Source organism: Pseudomonas parasichuanensis (assembly GCF_021601385.1).
In the GTDB taxonomy this organism is placed as follows: Bacteria; Pseudomonadota; Gammaproteobacteria; order Pseudomonadales; family Pseudomonadaceae; genus Aquipseudomonas; species Aquipseudomonas parasichuanensis.
This window is the reverse complement of sequence record NZ_BQHO01000029.1, coordinates 18,327-35,336: the sequence shown is the minus strand read 5'-3', so window position 1 is coordinate 35,336 and position 17,010 is coordinate 18,327. Positions and strand designations below refer to the sequence as shown.

Annotated in this window: 16 protein-coding genes; 5 read left to right on the top strand and 11 right to left on the bottom strand. The window is 66.1% G+C overall.

The features are described 5' to 3' along the window. Positions 1–135: 135 nt before the first annotated feature. From L6D77_RS20585 to L6D77_RS20575, 3 genes are all read right to left on the bottom strand, one after another. Positions 136–324, bottom strand: coding sequence for a hypothetical protein (locus L6D77_RS20585; protein ID WP_232881692.1), 189 nt, complete (start codon positions 322–324; stop codon positions 136–138). A 140-nt stretch (positions 325–464) separates the two neighbouring features. Then, positions 465–785, bottom strand: a complete 321-nt coding sequence (locus tag L6D77_RS20580; RefSeq protein WP_110995759.1) for a YbjQ family protein — start codon at positions 783–785, stop codon at positions 465–467. 179 nt (positions 786–964) lie between these two features. Then, positions 965–1,849 carry an EamA family transporter gene (locus L6D77_RS20575; protein ID WP_232881694.1) on the bottom strand — a complete coding sequence of 295 codons (885 nt, stop codon included), beginning with the start codon at positions 1,847–1,849 and terminating at the stop codon, positions 965–967. A 261-nt stretch (positions 1,850–2,110) separates the two neighbouring features. Here L6D77_RS20575 and L6D77_RS20570 point away from each other — a divergent pair, with 261 nt between their 5' ends. Beyond that, positions 2,111–3,508 carry a purine-cytosine permease family protein gene (locus L6D77_RS20570; RefSeq protein ID WP_232881696.1) on the top strand — a complete coding sequence of 466 codons (1,398 nt, stop codon included), beginning with the start codon at positions 2,111–2,113 and terminating at the stop codon, positions 3,506–3,508. 206 nt (positions 3,509–3,714) lie between these two features. Further along, positions 3,715–5,022, top strand: a complete 1,308-nt coding sequence (locus L6D77_RS20565) for a substrate-binding domain-containing protein (protein ID WP_232881698.1) — start codon at positions 3,715–3,717, stop codon at positions 5,020–5,022. 3 nt (positions 5,023–5,025) lie between these two features. On the opposite strand, the gene L6D77_RS20560 is transcribed toward L6D77_RS20565, so the two are convergent. Both L6D77_RS20560 and L6D77_RS20555 read right to left on the bottom strand, forming a co-directional pair. Further along, positions 5,026–6,360: an ATP-binding protein gene (locus tag L6D77_RS20560; protein WP_232881708.1), complete on the bottom strand. Its 1,335-nt coding sequence runs from the start codon at positions 6,358–6,360 to the stop codon at positions 5,026–5,028. Then, complete coding sequence (locus tag L6D77_RS20555) at positions 6,357–7,064, bottom strand: response regulator (protein WP_232881710.1); 708 nt, start codon at positions 7,062–7,064, stop codon at positions 6,357–6,359. Before L6D77_RS20555 ends, L6D77_RS20560 begins: the two co-directional genes overlap by 4 nt. A gap of 157 nt (positions 7,065–7,221) precedes the next feature. Between L6D77_RS20555 and L6D77_RS20550 the strand changes: the two genes are divergently transcribed. Both L6D77_RS20550 and L6D77_RS20545 read left to right on the top strand, forming a co-directional pair. After that, a complete protein-coding gene (locus L6D77_RS20550; protein WP_232881713.1) occupies positions 7,222–7,530 on the top strand; it encodes a hypothetical protein in 309 nt (102 codons plus the stop codon). Next, positions 7,527–8,186, top strand: coding sequence for a DUF3313 domain-containing protein (locus L6D77_RS20545; protein ID WP_232881715.1), 660 nt, complete (start codon positions 7,527–7,529; stop codon positions 8,184–8,186). Before L6D77_RS20550 ends, L6D77_RS20545 begins: the two co-directional genes overlap by 4 nt. Positions 8,187–8,243: 57 nt before the next feature. Here L6D77_RS20545 and L6D77_RS20540 read toward each other — a convergent pair whose 3' ends face one another. Then, on the bottom strand, positions 8,244–10,478 hold the full coding sequence (locus L6D77_RS20540) for a TonB-dependent siderophore receptor (protein ID WP_232881717.1): 2,235 nt from the start codon (positions 10,476–10,478) through the stop codon (positions 8,244–8,246). A gap of 325 nt (positions 10,479–10,803) precedes the next feature. Between L6D77_RS20540 and L6D77_RS20535 the strand changes: the two genes are divergently transcribed. Continuing rightward, entirely contained in the window at positions 10,804–11,820 is a 1,017-nt protein-coding gene (locus L6D77_RS20535) for a TerC family protein (protein ID WP_309295660.1), read from the top strand. Between the two features lie 5 nt (positions 11,821–11,825). On the opposite strand, the gene L6D77_RS20530 is transcribed toward L6D77_RS20535, so the two are convergent. The 5 genes from L6D77_RS20530 to L6D77_RS20510 are packed head-to-tail and all read right to left on the bottom strand — an operon-like array spanning position 11,826 to position 17,002. Then, positions 11,826–13,049, bottom strand: coding sequence for a DUF1302 family protein (locus tag L6D77_RS20530; RefSeq protein ID WP_232881719.1), 1,224 nt, complete (start codon positions 13,047–13,049; stop codon positions 11,826–11,828). Beyond that, entirely contained in the window at positions 13,046–14,533 is a 1,488-nt protein-coding gene (locus L6D77_RS20525; protein WP_232881721.1) for an acyl-CoA dehydrogenase family protein, read from the bottom strand. Before L6D77_RS20525 ends, L6D77_RS20530 begins: the two co-directional genes overlap by 4 nt. Then, complete coding sequence (locus tag L6D77_RS20520) at positions 14,530–15,525, bottom strand: NAD-dependent epimerase/dehydratase family protein (protein WP_232881723.1); 996 nt, start codon at positions 15,523–15,525, stop codon at positions 14,530–14,532. The genes L6D77_RS20525 and L6D77_RS20520 overlap by 4 nt, the downstream gene beginning before the upstream one ends. After that, a complete protein-coding gene (locus tag L6D77_RS20515; protein WP_232881725.1) occupies positions 15,522–16,748 on the bottom strand; it encodes a beta-ketoacyl-[acyl-carrier-protein] synthase family protein in 1,227 nt (408 codons plus the stop codon). Before L6D77_RS20515 ends, L6D77_RS20520 begins: the two co-directional genes overlap by 4 nt. Next, complete coding sequence (locus L6D77_RS20510) at positions 16,745–17,002, bottom strand: acyl carrier protein (protein WP_232881727.1); 258 nt, start codon at positions 17,000–17,002, stop codon at positions 16,745–16,747. Before L6D77_RS20510 ends, L6D77_RS20515 begins: the two co-directional genes overlap by 4 nt. Positions 17,003–17,010: the final 8 nt, after the last annotated feature.

Genomic DNA, 17,010 nt, shown 5'->3' with positions numbered 1-17,010 from the left:
CGGTACTCCGTGAGTGAATCGCGCAAGCAAACCACAGCGCCGGGCGTGCGACGAGCACAACCGGGCAATGCCATGCGCAGGATCAAGGAATGCAAAAAAAACCCCGCCGTTGGGCGGGGCGTGTACTGCGCAAGGTTACTTTTTCGGCGGTAGCCGCGGGGTGAAGCGCCCCTTCTTGGCACGCTGCAGGTGCGCCGGTTGCAACTGCTCCGACTCGTCCAGGGTCATGTTGGCGAAGCCCAGCTGGAATGCCGACTGACCGCAACGCACCTGGTTGTTGATCGGAAATGAATCGTTCAAGTCTTCGAAGTAGGATTCGCTCATGCCCGTGACTCCCTCCAATGCTGACCGCGCCGGCAAACAGCGTGTTTGCCCAAGTGAAGCGGCGGCCTGATGAAGTGAGACTAGCCGGTCATTTGCAGACCAGCCGGACAAAACAACCTTGCCCGACCAATGGCACTTTGCTATTTCAGGCGCACCGCCGTGCCGGTTGCGAACACCACGACCATGCCGCCCTGCACCGACGGCATGCTGATCTCGAAGTCCACACCCAGCACTGCGTCGGCTTGCAACTGCCGTGCCCGCGCCTGCAACTCCTCGGTGGCCTGCTCGCGGGCCAGCTTCAGTGCGCCTTCCAGGGTCTGCGAACGGCCGCCGAAGACGTCGCGAAAGCGTGCGAAAAAATCGCGCACGAAGTTGATCCCTTGCACCGATTCGGCGCTGACCACACCGAGGTACTCGGCCACGGGGCGGCCTTCGAGTTGGCTGGTGGTAGAGATGATCATGGGCTGCTCCGTTGGTCTGGCAAAAGAGGCCAAGTCTAACAGAGCCTGTGCATGCTCCCTGCAGGAGCGGCCTTGCCGGGGCTGCTGTGCAGCCTTTCGCGGCACAAGGCCGCTCCTACAACGGGACCGTTGTTCCCAAAGACAAGGCGTATTTTCTGTAACGATGAGGCCTTGAATGACTACGCACTGGCCGGCCGCAGCCTGCGCCCCAAACTCGGCCCGAACACATTGATCAACAGCCCCAGCATCACCAGCAGGCCACCCCAGACCTGCATCTGGCTCAAGCGCTCGCCCAGCAGCAGCGCCGAGGAACTCAGGCCGATCACCGGCACCAGCAGCGAGAACGGCGCCACCTTGCCCGCCGGGTGGCGCGACAGCAGCGTGCTCCACAGGCTGTAGCCGATCATGGTGGCGACGAACGCCAGGTAGGCCAGGGCCAGCACCGAACTCAAGCTGATGTTGAGCAGTGCATGGGCGATCAGCTCCGGCCCCTCCAGCCACCACGACAGCGCCAGGAACGGCAGCGGCGGGATCAGCCCGCCCCAGATCACCAGCGCCACCAGGTCGACCTTGCCGAAGCGCCGGGTGATGATGTTGCCCATGCCCCACATGGCCCCGCCGCACAGGGTCAGCAGCAAGGCGATCAGCGGCACGTGGCTGCTGTGCTCGCTGCCGATCACCGCCAGCCCCCCGGCCGCCACCAGCAGCCCGAGCACACTGGCCAGGCGCAGCCGCTCACCGAGAAACAGCGCGGCGAAACCGAGGGTGAAGAACGCCTGCGACTGCAGCACCAGCGATGCCAGCCCTGGCGGCATGCCGCTGTACATGGCCTGGAACAGGAAGGCGAACTGCCCGAGGGAAATGGTCGCGCCGTAAGCGATCAGCCAGCGCCACGGCAGGTTCGGGCGCCGCACCAACAGCACCGCCGGGAAGGCCACCAGCAGAAAGCGCAAGGCGCCCAGCAGCATCGGCGGCAAGCCGTCGAGGCCGACCTTGATGACCACGAAATTGACGCCCCAGGCGATGATCACCACCAGGGCGATCAGCAGGTCCTTGAGTGGCATGGCACGCTTTCCTTCTGCAGGCTTGTTCTAGACATATTTCGTTACAGCATAAGGCGATTGCTGATCCAGGCACCAGCACAGTTATGTGTCGACCTTGCGTAACAGTGCGCTGTATTGGCTCGATGCCAGCTGGGAACTCCGCCCTCAAGCTTCACTTGACCTTACTTGTATAGACATGCTCATATCAGGTCTCGGCCATCCGCCCTGCGTCCCGCCGATTGCCGCCGCCCCCACAAAAACAACGAAGCGGAGCCCTCCCCGATGTCCAGCAAACCTGTGATCGAGCAACGCTCGATCGACTACATCCCCGAAGCCGAACGCCACGGACGCGTCTACAGCCAGTTCACCCTGTGGCTGGGTGCCAACCTGCAGATTACCGCCATCGTCACCGGCGCCCTGGCCGTGGTGCTCGGCGGCGATGTGTTCTGGTCGCTGATCGGCCTGTTCATCGGCCAGCTGATCGGCGGCGCGGTGATGGCCCTGCATGCTGCCCAGGGACCACGCCTGGGGCTGCCGCAGATGATCTCCAGCCGTGTGCAGTTCGGCGTCTACGGCGCGGCCATCCCCATGGTGCTGGTGTGCCTGATGTACATGGGCTTCACCGCCACCGGCACGGTGCTGTCCGGCCAGGCCATCGGCCAGTTGCTCAGCGTCAGCGACAGCACCGGGATCCTGCTGTTCGCCGGGGTGATCGTGCTGGCGACCCTGGCCGGCTACCGGGTGATCCACTGGATCGGCCGGGTGGCCAGCGTGCTGGGGATCATCGCCTTCGTCTACCTGTTCAGCCGCATCTTGATGCTCGCCGACATCAGCGAGCTGCTCGCCAACCGCCACTTCAGCTGGGCGACCTTCCTGCTCGCGGTCTCCCTGGCGGCGTCCTGGCAGATCGCCTTCGGCCCCTATGTGGCCGACTATTCGCGCTACCTGCCCAGCAATACCTCGCCGCTGAAAACCTTCCTCGCCGCAGGCTTGGGCTCTGTGCTCGGCGCCCAGGCGTCGATGGTCCTCGGGGTGTTTGCCGTGGCCATCGCCGGCGGGCAGTTCTCGGGGCGTGAAGTGGCCTACATCGTCGGCCTGGGTGGCGCCGGCACCACGGCGGCGCTGCTGTACTTCTGCATCGCGTTCGGCAAGGTGACCATCTCTACGCTCAACAGCTACGGCAGCTTCATGTGCATCGCCACGATCATCAGCGGTTTTCGTGGCCACCTGTCGATCAGCCGTGCCCAGCGCCTGGTGTTCGTGCTCGGTATCGTCGGGGCCGCGACGCTGGTCGCTCTGCTTGGCCAGCACTCGTTCCTCACCGCGTTCAAGTCGTTCATCCTGTTCCTGCTGACCTTCTTCGTGCCCTGGAGCGCGGTGAACCTGGTGGATTACTACTTCATCACCAAGGAGCGCTACGACATCCCGGCACTGGCCGACCCCAACGGCCGCTATGGCCGCTGGAACTGGCCTGGGATCGGCGTGTACACCTTCGGCGTGCTGGTGCAGATGCCGTTCATCGACACCAAGCTGTATACCGGGCCCATGGTCGCGCACCTGGGCGGCGTGGATGTGTCCTGGCTGATCGGGCTGGTGGTGCCGAGCGTGCTGTATTACTGCGTCGCCCGCCGCCGGGCCTGCGAGGCGCCGTCCCATATCATCGTGCCTGAGGCGCGTTGATCTGACGGGAAATTGGGTGAGGGCCGCCAGGTGCTTGCCGATGGTTTTGCAGCGCCTATGAGATCGAGCGCCGCGCGGGCGGCGCTCGATTTCAAAAGCGATGCATACCTGTCGCCATACAACTGAAGGCATCAAAAGCACCTGTCATCTCTCAGTCACGCCACTGTCGTAATCTGCGGCGCAACTCTGTGCCAAAGGTCCCCGGCATGCACCGCCTGTTCACCCTTCTGCTCTGTCTGCTCCCCGCGCTGGCCGTGGCCGAGCCCGTGCAACTGCGCATGCAGGGCTCCAACACCATCGGCGCCTCACTGGCCCCGGCGCTGGTGCGCGGGCTGCTGCAGGCGCAAGGCGCCAGTGCCATCGACAGCCAACCCGGCGCGGCCGTCAACGAGACCGTGATCCGCGCCCAGAGCCGCAACGGCCAGCCGCTGCGCATCGACATCGCCGCCCACGGGTCAAGCACCGGCTTTGCCGCCCTGGCCCGGGGCGACGCCGACCTGGCCGCCGCCTCACGCCCCGTCAGCAACCGCGAGGCGCAGCAGCTGCAAGCCCTGGGCGACCTGCGCGGGGCCGGGTCGGAACAGGTGATCGGCCTGGATGGCGTGGCGGTCATCGTCCACCCCGACAACCCACTGACGCAGCTGACCACCGTGCAACTGGCGCAAATCTTCTCTGGCCAGCTCTCACGCTGGGAGCAGTTGGGGGTGCCCGGGGGCGCCATCCGCCTATACGCCCGCGACGACCGCTCGGGCACCTTCGAAACCTTCAAGGCACTGGTGCTAGACCCGCGACACGGCGAACTGTCGGCCCAGGCCCGGCGTTTCGAGTCCGCCGACGCCCTGGCCGAACAGGTCAAGGCCGACCGCCAGGCCATCGGTTTCAGCGGCCTGGCCACGGTGCACGGGGCCAAGGTCCTGGCGGTGGCCGACGGTGACGCCGCCGCCCTGCCGCCCAGCCGCGCATTGGTGGCCAGCGAGGACTATCCGCTGTCGCGGCGCCTGTTCTTCTACTTGCCGGCCAACGCGATCCCCCAGGCCCGGGCCCTGGCCGAGTTCGCCCAGAGCCCCGCCGGCCAGGCCATCGTCGCCGAGCAGGGCTTTGTCTCGCAGCAGATCAAGGCGCTGCCGGTGCCGGCGCAAGCGGACATGCCCGTGCGCTACCTGAGCCTTGCGCGCGAAGCCAACCGCCTGACGGTCAACTTCCGCTTCCAGGAGGGCAGCGCCGGCCTCGACAACAAGGCCCTGCGCGATGTTCAGCGGGTCGGCGACTACCTGCGCCAGGCCGGCAAGTTACAGCGCAAGGCGGTGCTGGTGGGCTTTGGCGACCCCAAGGAAACCCCGGGCCGCGCCGCCCTGCTCTCGCGCCTGCGGGCCATGGCGGTGCGCCGCGAACTGGCGCGCCAGGGCGTCGAGGTCAAGGAAGTGACCGGCATGGGCGACGAGCTGCCGGTGGCGGGCAACGACCTCGAACAGGGGCGCTTGCGCAATCGCCGGGTCGAGGTCTGGGTGTACTGAGCCTCAGCGGTAGTCTGGCAGCTCGATCCGCGCCACCAGCCCCGCGCCCCGGCGGTTGTGCAAGGTCAGCTCGCCCCCCTGCTCGCGCACCATCGCCCGCGCCGCCGACAGCCCCAGCCCGACGCCGCCGGTATGCCGGTTGCGTGAGCCTTCCAGGCGGAAGAACGGCTCGAACACCTGCTGCAGTGCCGCCTCGGGGATGCCCGGCCCTTCATCGCTGATCTCGATCAGCACCCGATGCGCTTCACGGCTCAGGGCAATGCGCGGGGCACGCGCGTACTTGATGGCGTTCTCCAGCAGGTTGACCACCACCCGCTTGAGCGCCAACGGTCGGCCCCAATGCACCAGGTGCGCAGGGCCGCTGAAGTCGACATCGATGTGCTGGTCGCAGTAGTCGTCGAGGATGGTCTGCAACAGCTCGGACAAGTCGAACACCGTCGCCTGCTCCAGTTGCGTGCCTTCGCGGAAAAACGCCAGGGCTGCGTTGATCATCGATTGCATCTCGTCGACATCGCGTACCAGCTTGCGCTGGTGCTCCAGGTCTGCCATGAATTCACTGCGCAGGCGCAGGCGCGTCAGGGGGGCGCGCAGGTCATGGGAGATGGCGGCGAGCATCTGCGTGCGCTCACGGACGAAATGCTGGATCTGCGCCTGCATGGTGTTGAACGCGACGATAGCCTGGCGGATCTCCTGCGGCCCTTCGATATCGATGGGCGGTGCCTGTAGGTCGCCGCCAAAACGCCGCGCCGCGCTGGCGAAGCGCTGCAGCGGGTTGGCCAGCTGCCGCGTGGCCAGCCAGGCCACCAGCAGCGTGGCGACCAGCCCCAGGCCGAGGATCACCGCAATCCGTGCCGGCGCGCTGAGCCCCCAACTGCGTTCGGGCGGGACGAACGACAGCCAGCTGCCATCGGCCAGGCGCACCAGTGCGCCGTAATGCGCCTGGGCGCTGCCCGCTGGCCAATCCGAAGGGTTGAACGCCTCGATCGTCCGGCCCTGCCCCAGCAATGGCCGCAAGGCCGGAATGCGGTCGGCCTCCACCGGCATGCCCGCGTCGGGCAGCCCGAGAGCTTCACGCTGGCGGCTCCAGGTCACTTGCAAGGTCGGGTTGCTCGCCGCCTGCGCCAGTTGCCCGCGCAACGGTATCGGCGCCGCCTCCAGCAGGCGCGTGGTCACGGCGATCTGTTCGAGCAGGCCAGTGCGCTCGATTGGAGGGCGCGCCCAGATGCCGGCCACCTGGACGAACAGTGCATTGAGCGCCAGCGACGCCAGCATGGCGGCGAAGATGGTCAGGGCGATCCGCCAGCGCAGGGTGTCGCGGCGCAACAACCGGCCGATCATGAGCGGGTGACCTTGGCGGTGAACAGGTAGCCGCCGTTGCGCACGGTGCGGATCAGGTCCGGCCGCTTGCTGTCCGGCTCGATCTTGCGCCGCAGCCGGCTGACCTGCACATCGATGCTGCGGTCGAAGGCGTCATGCCCCTGGCCACGGGTCAGGTCGATCAGTTGCTCGCGGGTGAGGATGCGCTGCGGGTGTTCGAGGAACACCACCAGCAGGTCGAACTCGGCGCCAGACAACGGAATCATCACCTGCGCGGGCGAGCGCAGCTCGCGGCAGGTGACATCGAGCTGCCAGCCGGCAAAGCCGATCAGCGGCCGCACGGCCTCGGCACGGGGCAACTGGCCACCGGCCCGGCGCTGCACGGCACGCAGGCGGGCAAGCAGTTCACGCGGGTCGAAGGGTTTGGTCAGGTAGTCGTCGGCGCCCAGTTCCAGGCCGACGATACGGTCGCTCAGCTCGGCCATGGCGGTGAGCATGACGATCGGGATGCCGGTTTGCGCACGGACCTTCTGGCACAGGCTCAGGCCACCCTCGCCCGGCAGCATCAGGTCGAGAATGATGATGTCCGGGGCTTGCCGGGCAATGGCCGCCCACATGGCCTGGCCGTCGGCGGCCAACTCGACCTCGTAGGCATGCTGCATGAAGAACTGCTTCAGCAGGGCCAGGATTTCCACGTCGTCGTCGACGATCAGCAGTCTGCTCACGGTCACAGGGTCCAGAAAAAGGGCGTATCTAAAACCATTGCGCGGCTGCGGTCATATATTTCAACCGCGCAACATTTCTACAGTGTGGACATCACACCGACATTCGCCGGCAAACAACCTGGGGCACCCTGCAGGCCTTCTTCACCTGGGGGCACCGATGAACGTCTCGCACCGCAGCACCAGCAACGAGGGCCCGGCCCTGATCCTCACCCAGCGCACCAGCACCCGTGGCGACGGCGCAGCCCTGACCATCCAGCAGGCGAGCCTTGAACTGGGCGAGCACAACGGCCAGATCGTCCTGCGGCGCTACTTCGAACATTACAGCCCGGCCCACGGCGAATGGGTGGAATACAGCCATACGGTGACGGCGAACGAACTCATCCACTGGATGATGGCCAAGGGGCAACTGCACATCGAGCATTCGCCGCAGGAGCCGGCGACCGGCGCAGCCGGAGGCCAGCCATGAAGCGCTGCCCTGCCCGTGCCGTGCTGCTGACCTGCGTATTGGGCCTGTCGGCGTGCAGCAGCAAAGCGCCGCCGCCTGCCGGTTTCCTGCCGGACTACAGCGTGCTGAGCCAGCACCCGACGCCTTCGGGCGGCACCGCGCTGACCTGGGTCGACCCGAAACTGCCGCGCGGCCGCTATATCCAGGTGTACCTCGCGCCCAGCCAGCTCTACCCCGCGCCCGCGCCGACCCCACGCATCCCACAGCGCACGCTGGCCAGCATCACCGGTTACTACGACGCGGCATTGCGCAACGAGCTGGGCAAGGTCATGACCGTGGTCGAGCGCCCAGGCCCGAACACCCTGGTGATCAGGCCGGTCATCAGCCGAGTCGACGCCCATACCCAAGGTTTGCGCTTCTATGAATGGCTGCCGATCACCCTGGTTGCGGCCGGGGTAAGCAGCGCTGCAGGCTGGCGCGACCTGGACAGTGAAATTGCCAGCGAGCTGCGTTTCGAGGCAGGTACCAGCGGCAGGCTGATCGGCGCGGCGGTGCTCACCGGGACTGGTGTGCCGTTGGAAAACGACCACCAGCAAATGACCGCCGACAACGTCAAGGCCGTGCTCGATGGCTGGGCCAGCGATGTGCGCCAGGCATATGCGGTCAACCATCGGTAACTGACTGCGCACGCACGGGGCGAACCCAGTGCGTGCGCAAGTGTGGCGGGGTCAGGCTTAGAAGGCGTAGCGGGTGGTCAACATGAAGTTGCGCGGATCACCGTAGAAACCACCGTTATAGAAGCCCAGGTTGTTGAAGTACTTCTTGTCGGTGAGGTTGTTGCCGTTGAGGGTCACCGACAGCTGCTCGGTCACCTGGTAGCGGGCCATGGCATCGAGGATCAGGTAGTCCGACTGGGTGTAGCGAATGGTCTCGCCGGCCGCCACCGGGCTGTCGAGGTCCTTCCACACCTTGCTCTGCCAGTTGGCCGAGCCACCCACGGTCAGCTTGTTCCATACCCCGGGCAGGCGGTAGCTGGTGGACAGGCGCAGCAGGTTCTCCGGTTCGATGGTGGAGATCTTGTCGTGCTCGCCATCACGGGTGATGCGGTGGGTGAAACCGCCCTGCACCTGCCAGTTCGGCGTCAACTCACCCGCCAGCTCAAGCTCGAAGCCTCGGGTCTTGGCACCCTGGATCGAGCGGTAGATGCCGCGGTTGGTGATCGGGTCGGTACGTTCGAGCTCTGCCAGGTTGTCCTGCTGCACTTCGAACACGGCAAGGCTGGCGTTCAGGCGGCCATCGAAGAACTCGCCCTTCAGGCCCAGCTCGTAGGCATCGCCCTCCTCCGGCTCGATCATCTTGCCGCTGGCGTCCTGCTCGCTTTCGTGCGGTTTGAAAATGCTGGTGTAGCTGCCGTACACCGACCAGGTGTCGTCCAGGTCGTAGACTATGCCGGCGTAAGGTACCACCACGCCGTTCTCTTCCAGGTCCTGGGTCTTGCTGCGATCGCCACTGGTGGTGTCCAGGCGGGTGCTGTCGAGCTGCCAGTTGGACAGGCGCCCGCCGAGGATGATCGAGAGCCGGTCGGTCGGTTTGAATCGACCGGTCAGGTAGGCGGCATCTTCGCGCAGGCGGGTGTCGACCTTCGACAACGGGCGGCCCCAATCCTGTTCGGGGTAGTCGCCGCTCCATTGGTAGATGTTGGCGCTGCCGAACAGGAATGGCCAGCTCTCTTCATGGGCCCGGGTGTCGCGGTGGGAGATACCGGCCACCAGCTCGTGCTCACGGCCGAGCATCTGGAACGGGCCACTGGCGTACAGGTCGTAGGCGTTCTGGTCGGTCTGGTAGCGGTAGCGCCCCAGCCACACGCCCATGCCGGCACCGGTGGCCGAATCCGGATAGCCGCTGGCTGCCGAGCCCAGTGTGATGGGCGAATCGGTCTCGCTGCGACTGGCCGAGGCCTTGAGGGTCCAGTCGTTGGCCAGGCGCTGCTCGAGGGTGACGAACAGGTTGTCGGCGGTGTTGTCCCATGAGCTCCACTTGGCGCCCGGGTTGAATGAGCGCGACATGCCGAATTTATTGCCTTTGTTGTCCAGCAGAGGCGTCGATGGCCCCCAGGACGAACCTTCCGGGCGATTGGTCTGGCGGCTCAGGCCAACGCTGAGCAGGGTGTCTTCGCTCAGGTCGGTTTCGACGATGCCGTACATCGTTTGCTTCTTCTCGGACAGGTTGTCCATGAACGACTGGCCATCTTCATAGGCCGTGACGAAGCGCCCACGCACATTGCCTTCGGGGGTCAGCGCGCCACCGATGTCGAATTCACCGCGGTAGGTGTCCCAGCTGCCGGCACCCAGCGACACATGACCCGACAGCTCGCGGGTCGGCCGCTTGCGCACCAGGTTGACGGTCGCCGAGGGGCTGCCGAAGCCGCTGAGCAGGCCCGTGGCGCCACGCAGCACCTCCACCCGGTCGTAGATGGCCATGTCGGTCTGGTCGATGCCGTTGCCGAAGCGGAATGCCGCCGGGATGCCATCAATCTGGAAGTTGTCGATGTCAAAGCCTCGCGCCTTGAAGCTGGCGCGGTTGCTGTCGAGCTTGTTGACAGTGACGCCTGGGGTCTTGCCCAGTACATCGCTGATGCTGGTGAGGTTCTGGTCATCCATTTGCTGGCGGGTAATCACACTCACCGACTGCGGCGTCTCGCGCGGCGACAGCGCCATGCGCGTGGCGGTGCGGGTGGCACCAGTGGTGTAGGAGCCGCTGCCTTCGGTGGTTTCACCCAGCGACGAGTCAGTGATGGCGGTGGCGCCCAGCTCCAGGGTACCCGCACCGCCGGCCTGCTCTGCCCAGGCCATGCCGGCGGGCGTGACGAGGGTGGCGGCGAGAATGGCCAGGGCCAGTGGATGGCGCTGGCGGACGGTGGTGGCGTTCCCTGCCCCTTGAACCGTGTTCAGAGAGTGCTGCTGTTGCACGCTTGTCGACCCCTAGTGTGTTGTGAAGCTCGGTACGTAAGGGGCTAATCACTGGCATTTTTTATGGTTGTACATGCGCACCGCAAAGTGGCGCGCCCGTTCTGCGACGGCTGCGGCGCATCCTAGGGTTTTTACGAAATTTTTACAATTGCTAATAATTCGTAATAACTATCTTGATGGAAAAGAAATGTAACAGCCCTGCCATCGGCATCCCCGGCATTCAGGGCTAGCCTCAAGACCATGTGATGCCGGGCCCCTCTGACGGTTTGCGCCGCCATGTCGGAATCACTGTTGCCAGTCAACGTCGACAATCAAGGAGGGGCTCATGACAGCTCTGCATGCATTTCTCGTCAATCCATTCCTCGGTACCAGCACCTGGTTGTGGCTGGTGTTCATCGCGATCGTCATCGCCTTGCTCGTGCTTGACCTGGGTGTGCTGCACCGCCAGGAGCGCGAGATCGAAATGCGCGAAAGCCTGCTGCTGTATTCCGGCTACTTCAGTGTCGGCGTGCTGTTTGGCGTGTGGGTCTGGCACGAGCTGGGCGCGCAGTCGGCGCTGGAGTTCTACACCGGGTTCCTGGTGGAACAATCGCTGTCGATGGACAACGTGTTCGTCATGGCGATGATCTTCAGCTTCTTTGCCATCCCCCGCCGCTACCAGCACCGCGTGCTGTTCTGGGGCATCCTCGGGGTGGTGGTGCTGCGGGCGATCATGATCGGCGTGGGCGCGGCGCTGGTGCAGCACTTCGCCTGGGTGCTGTATATCTTCGGCGCCTTCCTGCTGTTCACCGGGGTGAAGATGGCGCTGTCGAAGGACGACAGCCACCCGGACCTGGCCAACAACCCGGTGCTGCGCTTTGTGCGCCGGCACATGCGGGTCACCGACCAGATCCATGGCCCGCACTTTTTCGTCAGGCTCACCCCGCCCGGGGAGCACCAGGCCATCCGTTACGCCACGCCGCTGTTCCTGGCCCTGGTGCTGATCGAACTGGCCGACCTGGTGTTTGCCGTCGACAGCGTGCCGGCGATCTTCGCCATCACTCAGGACCCGTTCATCGTCTACACCTCGAACATCTTCGCCATCCTCGGCCTGCGCTCGCTGTACTTCGCCCTGGCGGCGCTGATGCACCGCTTCGTCTACCTCAAGTACGCGCTGGCGATGGTGCTGATCTTCATCGGCTGCAAGATCTTCTGGCACGGGCTGGTGGGCAAGGTGCCGGCGGGGGTGTCGCTGGGGGTGACGTTCGGGTTGTTGCTGGGCGGGGTGCTGTTGTCGCTGCTCAAGACCCGCCAACCGTCGCCACCAGGCAGCGCCGATGAGCCGCCCGCCAAGCGGCCCTAAGCGGGTCAGAACGCATAGCGCACACCGGTCACCCAGCGCGATTGCGCATCGTAGTAGCCGAAACTGGCGCTGTCGCCGGCAAACCAGTCGATGCCGGTGCGCAGTTGCCAATGGGCGTCCAGGTCCAGGCGTGCCTCAACGGCAAGGTACTGGCTGTTCAATCGCAAGTCCTGGGCCAGGTAACTGGTCAGGGCAAGCCGCCCTTGCAACAACTCGCGGCGCACCGCCAGGCTAAGCAGCTCCATGCGCTGCTGATCGAGCGCATTGTCCACCCCGCCACGCCATTGGTTGTAGTACTGCACCCCGTAGAACCAGTCGCCGGCCAGATAGTCCATACCCAGCATCAACTGCTTCTGATCGGCCTCGCGAACATCCAGAAAGCCCCGCGGGTCACGCACGTAACGGTAGATCTGCGGTGTGTACGCCGCCTCGGCCTTCAACACCACGGCCCCGACGGGCGCCGCGATCGAGCCACCCAGCAGGGTCCGGCGCTCACGTTCGCGGCGATAGCCCAGCCGGCCGCCGTCAAGATTGGCCCGGTAGGTGTCCTCGTCCTGCCAGCCATGCCAGCCGTTCAACGTCAGGTCCATGCCCGCCGTATGGCTGCTCCAGCGCACACCAGCGCTCCATTGCGAGGGGTCGCGCCAGTCCGGGTCGCGCCCCTGAGTCACTGTGCTCTGGCCCAGATGATCCTTGGCACGGAAAGCTGCAAAACGCGCGTCCGGGCCCGGCACCAGGTCCTCACGGGTTTGCGGTACCACCAACAGTTGCAGCGCCTGGTCGTCATTCAGCTGGCACTCGCTGTTGAGCATCGCCAGCGGCCTGCGCTGCTGGAGGTAGTCGCCAAAATACCCTTCGCGACGATCAAACGGATGGATCACATCCAGCAAGCGCAACCGGTCTGCACTGCCCCACACCACTTGCTGCACACCCAAGGCATGGCTGCAGCGCTCGCCGTCGTAGGCGGCGAACAGCTCCCGCGCCTCCAGACGCTCGAAATGATCGTCCAGGCGCCGCTCGGAAACACCGCGCCACAGGGTTTTGAAACGCCATGGCCCATCACCGTTCAGGGCAAGCCCCATCTGCGTCGAAAACTCCTCCAGCGCCCAATGCCCTTCGCGGTCCACCGCCTGGCGTGTATCCAGCAGTAACGATGGGTCGACGCTCAGCTGTGCCTGCGCAGCGTTTGCTCCCAGCACAGCGCTCAACACCACTGCCAGGCGGCTCATGGGCACACCTGCGTCATCCAGTCGTCCAGCACCACATCCTCAGCCTGCACGGCGTTGCGCCAGCGGCCGATGCTGGCGTCGATGGCCCCGGCCAGATCCTGGGCAACATCGGCATGGGGCACATCGCTCAACAGGCGCTGGCGTGCCTGGGCCAGGCGTGCTTCGGCCCAGGCACGGGCATGGGCCTGCTGCGGGTTGCCTGCAAGCATCGACCAGGCGGTAAAAACGCCCAGCCGCTGGGCTTGCAACTCACTGGCCGGCCCCTCGGCGCGCAGGCATTCGAGGGTTTGCCGGTGCGCTTGCGCCTGCCCTGCGAGCCAGGTGTCGTCGCTGGGTTGACGCAGGTCCAGAACCGACTGGCCAATGAACGCCGCCAGCGTTTCCGAAGGCCCTTCGAACAGCCGGGTGACCCGGGCATCGCGCCACAGTTGGCCAATCGGGCTGTTGTCGCAAAAGCCGCGCCCGCCAAGCAACTGCAAGGCAGCATCGCTGACCTCACCCAGCGTCTCGCTGGCCAGCAGCTTTACCGCTGCCAGCACCGCTGCCGGTACAGGCCGCCCGGCATCCATGGCGCAGGCCAGCTGGTCCACCCAACTGCCAAGGGCCGACGCCGCGCCATGGGCTTGGGCCAGCACCAGGCGGGCGTGGCCGAACGCCGCCAGCGAACGCCCGCCGATGTGCCGCCAATGGGCGTAGTCATGCATCAACTGCAGGCATCGCCACAAGGCCCCCACGCACGTGGCGGCGATGCCCAACCGGCCGAACCCCATGGTTTCGGCCGCCACCGCCAGGCCCGAACTGGCGCTGCCCAACACTCGGTCCGGCGCCACTGGGGCGGCATCGAGCTGCAGCCGGTTCTGGATCATCCCCTTGAGCCCCAGTGTCAACGCCTCGCTGCCCTGGTGAAGCCCGGGTTGCGCGGCATCCAGGCACAAGGCGACGAACCCGCGGTCACGGCCTTGCTCGTCGAGGTGGCGGGCGAGCAAGGTGATCACCCCCGCCCAGGCGGCCGAACCGCACCAGGCCTTGTGCCCGCTAACCCGCAGCAGCGGCCCCTCGCGCCGGGCCTCGGTGCGCATGCCCAACGGGTTGGAGCCTGCGCACGGCTCGGTGACTGCAAAGGCCGCCAGCATGCGCCCGGTGGCCAGCTGCGGCAGATAGCGCTGTTGCAACTCAGGGCTGGCGAAGCGCACCAACGGGCGTATGCCCAGCCCATTGTTCAGGCCGACGAAAAACGCCAGGGTGAGGTCGATGGCCCCCAGTTGGCGCTGCACGCGCATCTGTTCGAAGCAGCTCAGGCCTAGCAGACCACCCAGCGCCACGGGCACCTGCATGCCCAGCAAGCCCTTGTTGCCCAGTTCCAGCACCAAATGCGGGGCCAGGCAGCGCCTTGCGTCCATCTGCCTGAAGTCCATACGCCCGGCCAGCGTACGCAGCCAGGCGTTGATTTCGCTGACAGCTGCAGATTCCTCGACACCGTTCATCGTTGCTCTCTCGGCAAATGACGGGCAAGCCAGGCGGCCGCCTCGTCGACAATCTCATCCAGCCCTTGGCGCGGGGCAAAACCCAGTTCCTCGCGCGCCTTGTCGCAGCGGTAGTGCACCTGCTGGGTCAGCACACGCAGCACATCGGCCGTCAGTTTCAGGCGCATGCGCCGCGCCACCCCGTCCAGGGGGCGCAGCAGCCACGCCAGAGCCAGCAGCAGGCGGCGCGAGGGGCGCCAGCGCGGCGGGTGCACCCGCAGGGCGCGGGCCATGCTGTCGATCAATTGGGCGTGGCTGACGTTGCACGCGCCGAGGATGTAGCGCTCGCCCGGGCGCCCGCTGGCCATCAACTGGCGCAGCCCCTGGGCGAGGTCCGCCCCGCCGACCACGCACAACCCTCCCGAGGGCACCAGCGGCAGGCGCCGCCGGGCGACGTCGAGCATGACCTTGCCCCAGCCGTCGCGCAGGTCGCACTGGCTGGCGATGACCGCCGCCGGGCACGCGATCAGCACCGCCATCGCGGGTGAATTCATGGCCTTGGCCAGTTGCTCGGCGGCGTGCTTGCTGTGCATGTAGGCCAGGCCCAGTTGCGCCCCGTTGTAGCGCATGCCCTCGTCGGCCAACTGGTCGGGATAGCCGACCGCGGCAATCGACGACACATGCACGAAGCGCCTGACACCGGCCGCCTGCGCGGCGCCGAGCAAGTGCCTGGTGCCGTCCCGGTTGACCTGGAACATGCGCTGGCGGTCGCACTCGTACGGCGAGGCCAGCCCTGCAACGTGGTACACCTGGCTTACCCCCGCCAGCGCTGGCACCAGGCTGTGCGGCTCGAGGATATCCCCCTGGTGCCAGCGCAACCGCGTGGCCACAGCGGCCAGGGCCGGCGCCGGGTCACCCGGCAGCACCAGCACGGCCACCGGTTCATCTGCAGCCAGCAAGGCGTGTACCAGATGGCTGCCCAGGCACCCGCTGGCGCCGGTGACCAGGATCATGGGCAGGCCTGGGGCGCGGGCCCCAGCGCCAGGCAGGTGTTCAAGCCGCCAAAGGCAAAGGCATTCTTCAACCAGTAGCCAACGGGTCGAGTACGCGGCCCTTCGGTGACGTAATCCAGGTCGCACTCGGGGTCCGGCCCTTCATGGTTGAAGGTGGCCGGTACCCAGCCTTCACCGATGGCCAGCAGGCCGGCCACCAGCTCCAGCGCCCCCGCCGCACCCATCAAGTGGCCGACTGCCGACTTGATCGCCGACACGCACAGCTGTGGCGCATGGTCACCGAACGCGGCCTTGATCGCCGCCGTTTCACAACGGTCGTTGAGCACGGTGCCGGTGCCATGGGCATTGATGTAGTCGTAGCGGTCAGTCGCGACAGCCGCCTGACGCATCGCCGCACGCATGGCGCGCAGGGGCCCGTCGACTGACGGTTTGACCAGGTCACCGGCATCGCTGCTCACCCCGTAGCCGAGCACTTCGGCCAGGATCGGCGCACCGCGTTCGCGGGCATGCTCCAGGGTTTCGAGTACCAGCATTGCCGCGCCCTCGCCCAGCACCATACCGCGCCGCCCGGCTGAAAACGGCCGGCAGGTATCCGGCGCCATCGCGCGCAGCGCCTCCCAGGCTTTCCAGGCCAGCGGGTTGAGGCAGGCATCGGTGCCGCCGGCCAGGGCCACTGCGGCATCGCCGCTGCGCAACAGGCGCCAGGCCTCGCCGACGGCCTGGGTCGACGAGGCGCACGCGGTGCTCAGGGTGAGTGACGGGCCGGTGAAGCCATGGCGGATGCTCAGGTGGCTGGCTGGCGCATTGGCCATGGCCCGCGGCACCGCCCAGGGCGCCAAGGTCGCGCTGCCGCCGCCGTACAAGTCCTGCCCAGTCAGGTGGGTCGACTCGCTACCGCCAAGGGCGGTGCCGACGTAAACGGCGCAACCTTGCGCCTGCTCGGCATCCGCCACGGCATAGCCGGCGCTGGCCAGCGCCTCGCGGCCGGCCAGCAGGGCAAAACGGGTGGCGCGGTCGAGCATCAGGCATTCGTTGGCCGTGAACATGCCCTCCAAGTGCTGGTCGTCAACCTGGCCACCGTTGCGCCGGGCATAGGCGTGACCTTGGTCAAGCCGCACCGGGCCAATCGCACTGCCTTGCTCGCGCAAGCCCTGGCGCAGCGCCTGCACGCCGACACCGTAAGGGCTGACACTGCCAAGCCCGGTGATTACCACGCGCTTCATGGCTGGGCCTGCACTGCACCGAGGTGCTCGCGCAGGATCTGCGCCAGCCGGCCGATCGAACTGATGTCGTTGAAGCTGTAGGCCGACAGGTTGACAGCAAAGTGTTTCTCCACGGCATACGTCAGCTTCAGTACATCCAGCGAGTCCAGGCCCAGCTCTTCGATGGTCAGCCCCGCCTCCAGCTGGTCAGGCGCCAGCTCGCAGGTCGTGGCCAGCAGTTGGATGATCTGTGTTTCAAGCGGGTTGGCGTTCATGCGGCTCT